Consider the following 14,072-nt stretch of genomic DNA (forward strand, 5'->3'; position numbering starts at 1 on the left):
ATCGCCACCACCCTGGCAACCCGGGCTTCCGGCAAGAAAATCGCCGCTTCGCGGATTGTTCGCCCCATCCCTGGGGCTCACCCCTCCGGGGCCAGCGCAAGCGCTGTCCAAAATTGCTCCCGGCAATTTTGTCCTCAGCTTATTCCTCCAGGCTTTCGGGTCGGGCACCAGCCTGCATCCCTGCAGGCTATGCCCTCTCGGCGCGTCCCTGCGCCTCGCCCCGGCCTTCCGGAAACGCTTCGGCGATTTTCAGCCGGACCTGGGAGCCGCTGTAAGCCTCGAACTTTCATTGAGTTTCTTCACTGCTTTAAATAAAAAACCCTCCCGGGAGGGAGGGTCAGGTATTAATGGTGCAGTGATTCAACCGGGCGCTGTTCTTCGGTCGTGGTTGGGACGTTGCCAAAGCGTTTGGCGTACAGCGCGGTAATAATCGGCACCAGAATCGCCGTGACGATGACGCTTGCTGCAACCAGCGCGGTAGCGGAGGCGGCAACCGGTTCGAACGCCGGGTTAATCTGGGCGATAATCACCGGGTTTGCCACCGCAGCGCCTGCTGCGGAAGAGGCGGCGACACCCGCTGTACCATTCCCGCCGCCGATAACGCGGTCGGCAATAATCAGTGGAATACCGGTGATGATGATAACCGCCACACCCAGCACGATACCCAGCAGGCCGGTATCCAGAATTACGTTCAGGTTGATGGTGTTACCCAGCGCGAAGCCGAAGAACGGGATCAGAACCGGGGTTGCTTTACTGAAGAAGTCGCGCAGATCGTGATCCAGGTTGCCGAGGGCAAAGCCAATCAGGAACGGCAGGATGGCGCCGACAAAGTGGTGCGGTTCAAAGGAGGCCAGACCGGCGGAGCCGAGGATCAGCATGGTCATCAGCGGGCCAGATTCCAGAGACATCAGAACGAAGGCGCCGGACTCCTCTTTGGTGCCGTACTGGTTCATCAGGCTGGCATACAGGCCACCATTGGTCATGTCCATTGCAGAGACAATCGCCAGCACCGAGAGGCCTGCGAAGAAGCCGGTCTGAATACCGTTTTCCGGAATAAACATGGCGCAAACCATCGCCACAATCCACGCCACGGCAATTTTGGTAATGACCAGGGTACCGGATTTACGTAATACCGTGCCCGTTGCACGTAAATTAATGGAAGCGCCAATACAGAAGAACCAGACCGCAAGGATCGGTACTGTGCCGGTAATCATGCCTTTGGTGAATCCACCAAAATAGGCTCCAGTATTAGGCGCTAAGGTATTTAAAATTGCACCCAGTACCAGCGGAACCAGCATCATCCCTCCGGGGATGCGTTCAATCGCGGCTTTAATCTTCATCATCAACCCTCACATCTCATCGCGCATCGCCAGCGGACAAGTGATATTTAATAATCTAATGAATTCAACGAATTGTGACCTTGTAGCGTCAGCGGATTCGTCATTCATACAGCAGATATAACCAGTTTGGTTTTTTTAAGCCTTCACTCAAAGGCCACCAGACTCGTTGTGACGGGCTTATGATGCGATCGTTGGAATGATGATTCAATGAAAATAAAACAGTGTTTTAGTTATCTGCGTCACATATTTTGAGGAAACACGATATTTGCCTCTTGATTATTAAAACCGCTGTAAATGCATTGTAAAATAATGTCGTTCTTTTTTGATTTCACAGCAAATAATAACGGCTGAAAGGATATTTACCGAGCCAGACATAAGAAACAACTGATGGACATGAATTTACAGTTTTGACACTTCTGGTGATAACCAGAAAAAATTATGTGAAGTTGATCACACATATAAACGCTGGTAGGGTAAAGGCTGTCATTCACAGCCCAGACAGGCGTCAACAGGTTCGGTTGTACCGGTCCGAAAGGTCAGTGTAAGTAAACCTGCTACGCTTGAGAGACGAGAATGCGCATGAGGCGCTTCCCGGGTTCCATAGAGCGCATTTTTCAGCGCTGTGGTGAGGACTGGGCTTAGTCTATGAGGATAGCAATGCTTAAAAGGAAAAAAGTTAAACCGATCACCCTGCGCGACGTCACCATTATTGACGACAGCAAACTGCGCAAAGCGATCACCGCCGCCTCGCTCGGTAATGCGATGGAATGGTTCGATTTTGGTGTGTATGGCTTCGTGGCCTATGCGCTAGGTAAAGTCTTCTTCCCGGATGCCGATCCCAGCGTGCAGATGATTGCCGCCCTCGGGACCTTCTCTGTTCCTTTCCTTATCCGACCACTGGGTGGCCTGTTCTTCGGCATGCTGGGGGATAAGTATGGCCGTCAGAAAATCCTCGCCATCACGATTGTGATTATGTCGGTCAGTACCTTCTGTATTGGTCTGATCCCGTCGTACGCCAGTATTGGTATCTGGGCGCCGATCCTGCTGCTGCTCTGTAAGATGGCACAGGGCTTCTCGGTCGGGGGCGAATATACCGGTGCGTCGATCTTCGTTGCCGAGTACTCCCCGGACCGTAAGCGCGGCTTTATGGGCAGCTGGCTCGACTTTGGCTCCATTGCCGGGTTCGTGCTAGGCGCGGGCGTGGTGGTGCTGCTTTCTACCGTGGTGGGTGAAGAGAACTTCCTCTCATGGGGCTGGCGTATTCCGTTCTTCCTGGCGCTGCCGTTGGGCATTATCGGCCTCTACTTGCGTCACGCGTTAGAAGAGACCCCGGCGTTCCAGCAGCATGTTGATAAGCTGGAGCAGGGCGACCGCGAGGGCCTGCAGGATGGACCGAAAGTCTCGTTCAGAGAAATTGCCACCAAACACTGGCGCAGCCTGCTGACCTGTATCGGTATGGTGATCTCCACCAACGTGACCTATTACATGCTGCTGACCTATATGCCGAGCTATCTGTCGCATAACCTGCACTACTCGGAAGATCACGGCGTATTGATTATCATCGCCATTATGGTGGGGATGCTGTTTGTCCAACCGATCATGGGTCTGCTGAGCGACCGCTTTGGCCGTCGTCCCTTCATTATTTTCGGCAGTGTCGCGCTGTTCTTGCTGGCTATCCCGGCCTTCATTATGATCAACAGCAATGTGATCGGGCTGATTTTTGCCGGCCTGCTGATGCTGGCGGTGATCCTTAACTGCTTTATCGGCGTGATGGCCTCCACCCTGCCGGCGATGTTCCCGACCCACATTCGTTACAGCGCGCTGGCGGCAGCCTTTAATATCTCGGTGCTGATCGCCGGTCTAACCCCGACTCTGGCGGCGTCGCTGGTAGAGAGTACCCAGAACCTGATGATGCCAGCGTATTACCTGATGGTGATTGCGGTCATCGGTCTGGTCACCGGCATTTATATGAAAGAGACGGCGAACCTGCCGCTGAAAGGGGCGACGCCTGCTGCGTCTGACCTTCAGGAAGCGAAAGAGATCCTGCGTGAGCACCACGACAACATTGAGCAGAAGATAGAAGATATCGATGCTGAAATTGCCGAGCTGCAGGCGAAGCGTTCCCGCCTGGTCGATCAACATCCCCGCATCAATGAGTAAATAACAAAACCCGGCTTCGGCCGGGTTTTGCGTCTTTCGTCACCATAACGTCACAGCATATAAGGTAGATCATATTTTCTATGGTTTTCCTGATTTTGCCTGCGTAATCGTTTTTTTTCATACCGAAAAGGAATACGACTAAAGTTTATTGGCGCTTTGATTGAATAGTGCTTACGCTGTATATAAGCAGATGCCTCTAAAAAATCGACGCTCAGAGCGCTATGAGAGATGTGTATGCCGGGTTTTACACCAACATAGTTATGAATGCAGCCAGACCCTGAGATGCTGAATCTTTTCGGTAACGTATTCTTGCGCGAAACAGCATTTTATTATTTTTAATACGCTTACTGGTGCAATTAGCACAAAAAAAATAATACCGATGCTTAATTATAAGTAGGTCAGGACATGCTGAGAAATTCGCAGAAGATCACCCATGGAGGTTACTCAGTATTCATTAAATTAATTGATTTCTTCTCAATTAATTTAATTCTGATGCTCAGTGGTTGGTGGTTGAAAATGGAGTCTTTCGACACTGTGATTTTGATCAGCTTGTTGTACTCCATTACCTTTTTACTGTTTGGTGAGTACACTGAGTGTTATCTGTATCGACCTAAAAACAATAAATTACGTAACCAGCGGCGTCTTTTTCTGACGGCGTTTTTAGCCATCCTGTTTATCGGCATGGTGCGCATTTTAGTCGCGAAATTATATTCTTTAGGTTACCTGAGCTTTATTGATGTCCGAAATATCCCGGCAATGCCGCTCTGGTATGCCTCGCCGATCCCTTTTCTTTATGTGATTCGGCTGATTATTTTTAAGCTGTCGGCTAAAAAGCGTATCAGAGTGGCGATTATCGGGATCACCGATAACGGCCTGGCGGCGGAAAAGGCCCTGCGCCTGGAATATGCGGATGTGCAGCTGGAGCTGGCCTTCTACGATGAACGTGGCCCGGAACGGCTGGGTGAACTGGCGAAAAGAATTACCAGCCCGTATAACGGGCCGGTGATCAAGCTGGTGGAGGAGGCGAAGGCGGGCAGAGTGGATGAAATCTACATAGCCCTGCCGATGGTGGCGCTGCAACGTATACGCCATTTTTTAGCCATGATGTCCGACACCACTGTCAATACGTACATCGTGCCAGATTTTTACGCTTACAGTACCAATACATCGCAGATACGCTCCATCCATAACTTACAAACGATCGGTATTTTCACTTCGCCGCTGGATGGCGGAGGTTCGTTTATTAAACGCGCAGAAGATCTGGTGCTGGGCAGCGCGATTATGGTAATGATTGTCTCGTTAATGATCGTCATTGCCATCGGCATCAAGCTCACCTCGCGCGGCCCGGTTTTCTTTAAACAGGATCGCTACGGCCTGAGCGGGCAGAAGATCAAAGTCTGGAAGTTCCGGACCATGAAAGTCATGGAAAATACCGACACGGTGATACAGGCGACACGAGATGACCCCCGGGTCACGCGCTTTGGAGCATTCTTACGTCGGACGTCTCTGGATGAACTGCCGCAGTTCATCAATGTTATTCAAGGAAATATGTCGATTGTCGGCCCGCGGCCCCATGCTGTGGCGCACAACGAGCTTTACCGTAAGCAGGTCGAAAACTACATGATTCGCCATAAAGTAAAGCCTGGGATCACAGGTTTAGCGCAAATTAATGGCTATCGTGGCGAAATTGATGCGCTATATAAAATGGAAAAGCGAGTCCAGTACGACATTGAATATATTCAGAACTGGTCCTTTTGGTTAGATATAAAAATCATCATTAAAACCATTTTTAAGGGATTTGTCGGTAAGAATGCATACTAAAATTATTATTATCGCTGGGATGATAGCGTCTCCGGTCGCGTTAGCAGAATTAACGCCAAAATCACATATCGGCTGGGCGGGCATCGACTTTCAGAGCAACGTTGGGGTGGAGTATGGACACAACGATAACGTGACTTTCCAGCCTCACGACAGCGATGAAAAAGGCTCTGACTTCCAGGGGCTCAAGCCTGTCCTGAGCATGAACGGGGAGCGAGGTCAGGATAAGTACCTGCTGATGTACTCCGGGGATTATCGTCACTACTCGAGCGATTCTGCGGATGATTATGACGATCACTTTTTCCGCTTTAAAGGCGACTGGCGTTTTGGGCTGATGCATGGCCTGACCCTGAATCTGGAAGATTCCCTTGGCCATGAGGAGCGCGGGCGCGGCGTGACGGAAGGGTTCCTGCCCGAACAGTTCCGGCAATTTGGCGTGAGGTCACCGTTAACCACCAATTTGTTCAACGGTGAGCTGCGCTATAGTTACGGTGCGCCAGATGGCCGTGGTAGGGCAGACCTGGCGTTGATACACCGCAAGTGGACCTTCGGCAATACCGGCCAGGTTGAAAGCAAGGATGAGGACTTTGCACAATATATTCGCGAACAGGAGTGGGACGAAAATACGCTGATCGCAGAAATTTTCGATCAATACACCTCTAAGACGCGTTTTCGCTATAGTTTTATTACCAACCAGTTTCGCTATGGCCATGCGTCAGAAAAAGACAGTAATGAATACTATTTGCGTTATGGCATTCAGTCGCAGCTGACGGGCAAAACGAACGTTGATATGAACGTGTCGTGGCTCTATAAAACGTTTGAAAATAACCCTGGGTCGAAGGATTTTAACGGGATTAACTGGGATATTTTGGGTGAATGGCGACCTCTCCAACAGTCACTTTTTACGTTAAGAACATCCCAAAGTATTAAAGACCCTTCCGAAGCGGGAGGATATAATTTAGTTACGGAGTACGGCGTTTCATACAAACATTTTTGGATGAACAACCGGTTAACGACGTTGCTTGATTATGCATACATAACAGAAGACTACAAAGACCAGGACAAGGACCGTCACGACAAGAATGGCGTGTTTTCATTTATTGTAGGTTATGACCTCACACCATCGATTAACTTTGGTGTGGAATATCATCTAGATACGCTTAAGTCTAATAAAGATACCGATACCTTTACCATCGGCCCTAACGACGATCGCGTGGTGACTGAAACGTTGGGCTACGATCAATCTTTGATTATGCTTACAGCTAAGGTTCAGATTTAAAATGAAAATAATGAAACTGTGCGCGTTTTTACTTCTCAGTGTCCTTTTTGCTGGCTGTAAATCACCGCAGCCGACGTTAAAGGACAATAGTGTGGTCGATACAGCAAATTATTTACTGGGCTCCGGGGATATCGTCAACATTAACGTTGCCGGTCAACCTGACCTGACCATGAAAGTAGTACTTGATAATAGTGGGGCTATTAATTACCCCTATATTGGCAAGCTGGAATTAAAGGGCAAAACCGCCAGTCAGGTTGATGCAGAGATTACGCAACGCCTGCGTAATGGCTTTGTGCTTAATCCAATGGTGACCGTAAATATCGCCGAATTTCGTAAGTTCTATATCTCTGGTGAAGTTGAGAACCCGAATGGCTATTCCTATGAGCCGGGTATGACCGTGGAAAAAGCCATCGCGCTTGCGGGGGGTTATACCGACCGGGCAGACCGTACGGATCTCAGCATTCGTCAATCATCCTCCGGTGAGTTACTCGAAAACGTTGATGTCACCCACTCCGTTCTCCCGGGCGATCTCGTAATTATTGGCATAGGGTTCTTCTGACCATGAAACTATCAATAGTGGAAAATGGCAAAAAGCGAGAAAGCGCTATCGATATCGCCAGATTTGCCAGAGAAATTAAAAAGAATTCCTGGAAAATCGTTCTCTCCGGCGTGATTGCCGGGGCGATTGCCTGGCCATTAATGAGTTTGATGTCATCGAAGTATGTTTCCACTGCCACGGTACTGATTAAAGCTCAGCCGGACAATGTTTCACCTTTCCAGAAAGTGGAAGGCTATGACTCCACCCGTAACGGGTACTACGAAACGCAAAACGCGCTGATGCAATCGCGCGTGGTGCTTGAGCAAGCCATTCGCACGCTGAAACTCGATCAAAACCCGGCGTTTAACGGCGAGGGGGCTGGCAGCAGCGCAACGCCTGCAAATGAACAGCAGCGTGTTGATCATGCCCTGAAAACGCTGCAGAAGGATCTGACGATCAGCAACGTGCGTACGACCCATTTGTCTACCGTCTCCTATGAATCCACCTCGCCACAGCTGGCGGCGGATATCGCCAATGGCGTGGCGGAGTCGTTTATTAATTACACCCTTGCGCTCAAGCAGCAAAAAACGGCGAAGGCGAGGGAAGATAACCAGCAGAAGCTGCAGGAACTCCAGCAGCAAATGGTGCAGCAAAAGACCGCGCTGGATAGCTATCTGGCAAAAGAGGGGCTGCTGACCTTCCGTGGCGTTGATGGCTTTGAAACGGAGCAGATGGGCATTATCACCAACCGCCTGGCGAATGCGACCGAGCGTCGGGTAGCGGCGGAGTCTGTTTATAACGAAATCCGCTCCGGTGGCTCGCGGGGGCAAGTCATTTCGCTGCCATCCATCTCAAATCACGCCCAGATCCAGGATCTACGCATTGCCCTGATCCAGGCCAACAGCGAGCTTTCCCAACTGGAGAAATCCTACGGTCCCCAGCATGACAAAGTGATCCAGGCCCGGGCGCGTATCAGTGCCATTCAGGCGCAAACGGCGATGACGCTCAGGGAGCAGGAGGCTGGAATACGCCAGACCTACGAGGCGGCGCTGGCGGACGAAAAAAATTACCAGAAGCAGCTGGAAGAGCAGAAAGCGAACTTCCAGAAGCTCTCCCTGAAGCGTGACGGCTACAACGATCTCAAGCTGGCGCTGGATAAAACCGAAGAGATGTACAAGATGGCCTATCAGCGCACGCAGGAGCTGGCACTACCCGGCTCTTATTCCGATGCGGATGCGGAGATCTACGATCCTGCCGTGCCCGCAGCGCAGCCAGCTAAACCGAACAAGCCGCTGCTGATGCTGATGATTGTGCTGCTGGTGATGCTCTTCTACGTGATGTACATCATGGTGAAAACGGCCACGGACAAGTCGGTGAACACCCTCAGCCAGATGCAAAAACGACTGAATCTGATGCCGCTGGGTGAGATCCGCCGCTTTAAAGGCGTGGGCGGACGCAGCAAAATCCGCGATCTGATGATGAGCGATCCGCTGAACGCGGACGTTATTCACAGCATGCGCACGCAGATCATGCTCAGCAGCCATCCGCTGCAGGTGATTACCGTGACGTCGGCGGAAGGCGGCGAGGGGCGGACGCTGCTGGCGAATCTGCTGGCGAGCTCCTTCAGCTTCGACCAGAAAACGCTGCTAATCGATATGGACTTCTTTAACAGCGACGGGCTGTCGGGCGAGCTGGGTTCACCGAAGGCGCCTGGCGTGGCAGAAGTGCTGCGCGGCGACAACGCGACCGACAACGTGCTGGTGAAGATCAACGATAATCTCGATTTTCTGCCGCGCGGCAATACGCCGGTCTCTGCGCTGCTGCTGCTGTCGCCTGAACGGTTAAAACCGCTGATTGATTCGCTGCGTAGCCGCTACCAGCGCATCATTGTCGATGTCGCCGCCGTGAATCAGAGCCAGGAAGTGCAGCTGGTTAACCAGGTGGCGGACGGCCTGATCTTTGTCCTCAAAGCGGGTCTGAACACCGCCGACACCACTGGACCGGCGATTGAGAAAGCGACCCACCACCACAATGTGATTATCGGCGGCGTGCTGAACCAGGTCGTGGATAAAAATCTGGAGAGTAAAGAGGGACTGCGTTCACTTAACTACCATACGCATGAACTGATGAATAACACAGGCCGGGCATGAGTCTTCTCAAGAGCGCCTCCACGATCGCAGGGTCATCAGTTATTTCACAGCTGATTGGTGCCCTGTCGATCTGGCTCATTTCGCATAAGTACGATCTTCGCGAAGTGGGGCTCTACGCGCTCAACTACAGTATTGCCCTGATTGGGGCCCAGGTCTGCACCTTTGCCTCGCAGCTGTTGATCCCCAGACAACAGGATGACGAGCTGGCCCAGAATGTGGTGTTTTGTCTCCTGCAAAGCCTGACCATCGCCATTCCTTATGCGGTGCTGACGGGCTGGCTGTTTCACCAGAATATGCTTTTTCTTTACCTGCTCACGCTCTCGAATACCTGGGTGCTGATAGCCGAGAACCTGTCGCTGCGTACGGCAAACTTTCGCTTTCTGGTGGTGCAACGCATCTCTGTCTCGGTGGTGGTGGTGGTCTCCGTGCTGCTCACCCACCAGGTGATGGCCTTTTACTGGATGTGGGCGATCCTGATGATGGCACTGACCAGCGCCTGCATCTTGCGAGCGTTTGATATTCGCACCGTCACCCTGCATCACCTGTGGCCCTCCAGTAACCTGGCGTTCCTGAAAAAAAATATTCACCACATTACCAAAGTGGGCAGTGCCGAAGTGCTGGCGATGGCTAATAACAACCTGCCGATCATGCTCATCAACTTCTGGTTCTCGGCCTTAACGGCGGGCTACTTCTCGGTGGTGAGCCGCTTCTGCCTGGCCCCGGTGGTGATTGTCGGCAATGCGGTGCGGAACACCATTTTCTCGAAATGGTCGATTGATTTCAGAAACAACGTCTTCAACTACGAAGAGTATACGAAGGTCCGCCTGCTGCTGTTGGTGCTGGGTGTGATCTGCACGTTGGGGGTCTTCATCTTCTATCCGATTGTGATGAACCTTGGGTTCAGCGAGGAGTGGATCGCCTCCGTGCCGACCTCGCGCTACATGCTGCCCTACCTCTTCCCGGCGCTGGCGGTTTGTCCGCTGACGGTGATTGAGCTGATTTTCGGCTCCCATCGCTATTTTCTGCGGATCCAGCTGGAGCAACTGGCGATCGTGGTCATCGCGTTTGTCATCGTGCCGTATGTCTACAATGACTATGCGACCTCCATCATCTTATTTTCGATTCTGACGTTCATTCGCTACGCCTTCATCTACCTGAAGGTGAATAAGCGCGCCGACATTCTGAAAAACGGGTCAGTGGCATCATGAATCTTAATACCGGACATTACTTACAAACCTTCACCCTGCTGACCCTCATCTTCATCGGGCTGGTGCAGTACTTCACCGGTGAGTTGGCGGTGCTGTGGCTCCCCTTCTTTATGACGATGCTGATGGCCGGTTTCCTTGTGCTTCAGACCCGCCATGAACCCGTGCGGCTGGATGCGCAGGAAGCGATTGTTCTGACGTTGTATCTCTCGTTTATCGTGCTGGCGGGGATTTCGACCCTGTTTCAGGGCGGGGCGCTGATTACCCTTATCGGGTTTAAGAATGAGATTGCGCTCTCGCTGGTGATGCTTTGTCTGCTGCTGGGCTTCTGCCGGGAATCGCAGATCTATCAGGTGACGCGCGGCCTGTACTGGATTTTTTATATCCAGTTCCCGGTTGCGCTCTACCAGCTCCTCTTTGTGGTGCCGCAGCGCGTGGCGTTACGCGGCGAAGAGGAAAAATGGGACTCGGTGGTGGGGACGTTCGGTGGCGACCCGATGGGCGGCGGCAACACCGCGGCGATGGGGTTGTTCTGTCTGCTGATCATGCTGCTGAAGGTTTCGGAGTATAAGCATGGGCTGACCAGCTTTAAAAACATGGCGTTGCATATCGCGCTGGGGTTTGTGATGTGCATTATTGGTGAAGTGAAATTCGTGATCCTGCTGTCGCCATTGTTGCTGGGCTGGGTGTGGCTTATGTCCTCCTGGGTCAAAGAGGCGAGTAAGGTGAATTTAGCCGTGCTGCTCTCCATTCTGGCGGCGATGGTACTGTTAATCGGGCTGGCCATTGTCATTCTCGCCTACAGCTATACCGCAGCCTATGGCATCGACATGTCAGAAAACCCGTTCACGGTTTTCTTTGGTTCACTCAGCTATATTTTCGATCCGAATTTCATCTTGCCAGGCGGGGAGATTGGGCGTTTTACCACCCTGACGTTCTGGCTCCAGCATAACGACCTGTCGGGGCTGCCAGGCACGCTGTTCGGCTATGGGCTGAATGCCACCAACAGCGGCAGCTTCCTCTCGCCAGGTTTCCTGAATCAGGTCTATAACCTGATCCTCGACAGTACCGCCATGAGTATGCTGCTCTGGGAAGTGGGCGTGGTGGGCACACTTATATTTATTGGGCTATTTATTTATATACTGAAAGTGGTTCAGCCTGAACCTCTGTTATCCGTTGACCAAATTGATAAACAAGATCTCCAGCTTCTGAGCTTTGCACCGGCATTTAATGTTTTTGCCATCGCCTGTCTGCTTAGTCTGCCCTACAGTCAGATACTGATGATCGTGCCAATGCTGCAATTCTTATTCTATTTATCTTTAGGTTCCAGCTTGATTATCCGCCGGACCGTACGCCGTTATACGGGGCTCTATTGATGTACAAACCGTTTATTACCGTAAGTATTAAAACGTTTAACGAAGCTGAATGTATTGAGAAGACCATCGACAGTATTCGCAGCCAGATTGTGGAGTATCCGCATAAAATTATCGTTGCCGACAGTCTTTCTACGGATAACACCCAGCAGCTGGCCAGCAATAAAGGGGTGATGGTGGTGTCGTTAACCGAACCGGCAGACCGCTGTTGCGGTGTCGGGCATCAGCTGGGCTACCTTCACAGCGAAGGGGAGTTCATTCTGCTGATGGATGGCGATATGGAGCTGGAGCGGGGCTTTATCGATCAGGCGGTGGCGTTTCTGCAGGAAAACCCTGAGTATGCTGGCGTGGCCGGTACGGTGGAGATGGACGACGCCTCAAACTATGAATTTACCTCCCGCAAACAGCGCATCAATAAGATCTATCCGCTGGGCGACTGCGACCATTTAGGCGGTGGCGGCCTGTATCGCCTGTCGGCGATTGCCGACATCGGTTATCTGACCAACCGCAGCCTGCACGCCTATGAAGAGGCGGAGCTGGGCATTCGCCTGCTGACCGCGGGCTATAAGCTGCATCGCCTGAACGTGCCCTATTTCCGCCATACCTCCTACACCATGCCGACCTTTAAAATGCTGCGCTATCGCTGGAAGAGCGGGTTTCATCAGGCGCCGGGAGAACTGCTGCGCAGCGCATGGGGCAAGCCCTGGTTTCGTGATGCGCTGATGCTGGTGAAAAACGAAGTTATTTTCGCAAGTTACATCTTTATCGTTCTGATTGTGTTCTTCACTTTCGACGTCAGCCTGATCGACATTGCGTTGCTGCCGCTTCTGGCCTTCATCCTGCTGAAAACCATTCGCAACCGCTCATTAAAAAACGGCCTCAACAGCGTGATCAATCTGGCGGTGCTCTCTGCCGGGCTGGTCAAAGGCCTTTTCCACCCCCTTCGCGATCCCAGGGTGCCACCGGGCAATAAAGTTATTCATGAGCAGGTAGAGTAATGAAAGTCTTACTGGTGAATAAGTTCTTCTTTATTAAAGGAGGAGCTGAAACGGTCTATTTTCAGGAACGTAACATGCTGAAAGAGGCCGGGGTGGAGGTAATTGATTTCTCAATGCAGCACGAGAAAAATTTTCCCTCTGACTATGCGGACTACTTCGTCACTAATGTGGATTACCACCAAGAGGGCGGCCTGCTGGCGGGAGCAAAAACCGCTATCAGCTTTATTCACAACCGGGAAGCGTGCAAAAAAATGCTGGCGCTGCTGCAACAGACGCGCCCGGAGATCGTCCATTTCCACAATATTTATCATCAGCTGACGCCTGCGCTGATTAAAGTCGCCCGGGATTTCGGCTGTAAGACGGTGCTAACCGCTCACGACTATAAAATTATGTGTCCCTCCTACTCCATGCTGCGTGACGGCAAGGTGTGTGATGCCTGCGTGACCGGCAGCGTGTTTAATGCGTTTCGCTATCGCTGCCAGGAGGGCTCGGCGGCGAAGAGTCTGCTGCTGTCGTTAGAAGCGACCTGGCAGTACATCGCGCAAAATTATCAGGCGCTGGACGTGATTGTCTCCCCGAGCGAGTTTCTGCGTAACGAGCTGAGGCGCTCGCTGCCGGACTCCCGTATCGATGTCATCGTGAACGGTATCGACGATAGTCAGCAGCCGGAAGAGGGCCCGGACGAAGGTTATCTGCTCTATGTCGGACGCCTGAGCCGTGAAAAAGGGGTGCCGACGCTGACCCAGGCGCATCAGCTGATGCGGAATAAAATGCCGTTAAAGGTGGTCGGCCACGGGCCGCTGTATGACGATATGGTAAAAACCTTTCCCCATGCGGAGTTCCTCGGCTATGTGCAGCAAGGGCCGGAGCTGGATGCGCTGATTAAACATGCCCGGGCGGTGGTGCTGCCCTCTGAATGTTATGAGAACTGCTCCATGGCGGTGCTGGAGGCGATGTCGTTCGCCCGCCCGGTGGTGGGGGCGCGCATTGGCGGCATCCCGGAGCAGATACGACACGGTATTGAAGGATTGCTGTTTGAACCTGGCAACGCTCAGGATCTGGCCGATGCGCTGGACGTGATAGCGGAAAATCCGCAGCAGGCCCGGGAGATGGGGCAGAAAGGCCGCGAACGACTTTGCCAGAAATACTCACTGCGTAAGCACATGGAGACGTTGCAGGCGCTCTACCGCGAGCTGCTCGACGGGCGATAA

10 protein-coding genes are annotated in these 14,072 nt (G+C 52.1%); 9 read left to right on the forward strand and 1 reads right to left on the reverse strand.

Annotated features, from left to right (window positions below):
- Positions 1–344 precede the first annotated feature (344 nt).
- A complete protein-coding gene (gene kdgT, locus FHC51_RS06910; RefSeq protein WP_114316118.1) occupies positions 345–1,340 on the reverse strand; it encodes a 2-keto-3-deoxygluconate transporter in 996 nt (331 codons plus the stop codon).
- 657 nt (positions 1,341–1,997) lie between these two features.
- Between kdgT and proP the strand changes: the two genes are divergently transcribed.
- The 9 genes from proP to FHC51_RS06955 all read left to right on the forward strand — a co-directional run bounded on the left by proP (position 1,998) and on the right by FHC51_RS06955 (position 14,072).
- Positions 1,998–3,500 (forward strand): glycine betaine/L-proline transporter ProP, encoded by a 1,503-nt coding sequence (gene proP / locus FHC51_RS06915; RefSeq protein ID WP_114316117.1) that lies wholly within the window; start codon positions 1,998–2,000, stop codon positions 3,498–3,500.
- A gap of 405 nt (positions 3,501–3,905) precedes the next feature.
- A complete protein-coding gene (locus FHC51_RS06920) occupies positions 3,906–5,321 on the forward strand; it encodes an undecaprenyl-phosphate glucose phosphotransferase (RefSeq protein ID WP_114388144.1) in 1,416 nt (471 codons plus the stop codon).
- Complete coding sequence (locus tag FHC51_RS06925; RefSeq protein ID WP_220435172.1) at positions 5,311–6,597, forward strand: outer membrane beta-barrel protein; 1,287 nt, start codon at positions 5,311–5,313, stop codon at positions 6,595–6,597. Before FHC51_RS06920 ends, FHC51_RS06925 begins: the two co-directional genes overlap by 11 nt.
- Position 6,598: 1 nt before the next feature.
- Positions 6,599–7,156 (forward strand): polysaccharide biosynthesis/export family protein, encoded by a 558-nt coding sequence (locus FHC51_RS06930; protein WP_103825453.1) that lies wholly within the window; start codon positions 6,599–6,601, stop codon positions 7,154–7,156.
- Positions 7,157–7,158: 2 nt separating this feature from the next.
- Positions 7,159–9,285: a polysaccharide biosynthesis tyrosine autokinase gene (locus FHC51_RS06935; RefSeq protein ID WP_220435173.1), complete on the forward strand. Its 2,127-nt coding sequence runs from the start codon at positions 7,159–7,161 to the stop codon at positions 9,283–9,285.
- On the forward strand, positions 9,282–10,493 hold the full coding sequence (locus FHC51_RS06940) for a lipopolysaccharide biosynthesis protein (RefSeq protein WP_220435174.1): 1,212 nt from the start codon (positions 9,282–9,284) through the stop codon (positions 10,491–10,493). Before FHC51_RS06935 ends, FHC51_RS06940 begins: the two co-directional genes overlap by 4 nt.
- The gene (locus FHC51_RS06945; protein WP_220435175.1) at positions 10,490–11,866 is read left to right on the forward strand and encodes a capsular biosynthesis protein; all 1,377 of its coding nucleotides are present in this window, start codon (positions 10,490–10,492) and stop codon (positions 11,864–11,866) included. The genes FHC51_RS06940 and FHC51_RS06945 overlap by 4 nt, the downstream gene beginning before the upstream one ends.
- Positions 11,863–12,861 carry a glycosyltransferase family 2 protein gene (locus FHC51_RS06950; RefSeq protein ID WP_220435176.1) on the forward strand — a complete coding sequence of 333 codons (999 nt, stop codon included), beginning with the start codon at positions 11,863–11,865 and terminating at the stop codon, positions 12,859–12,861. The genes FHC51_RS06945 and FHC51_RS06950 overlap by 4 nt, the downstream gene beginning before the upstream one ends.
- The gene (locus FHC51_RS06955) at positions 12,861–14,072 is read left to right on the forward strand and encodes a glycosyltransferase family 4 protein (RefSeq protein WP_220435177.1); all 1,212 of its coding nucleotides are present in this window, start codon (positions 12,861–12,863) and stop codon (positions 14,070–14,072) included. Before FHC51_RS06950 ends, FHC51_RS06955 begins: the two co-directional genes overlap by 1 nt.

The sequence above is a fragment of the Leclercia sp. EC_58 genome (assembly GCF_019584355.1).
Lineage (GTDB): Bacteria > Pseudomonadota > Gammaproteobacteria > Enterobacterales > Enterobacteriaceae > Enterobacter.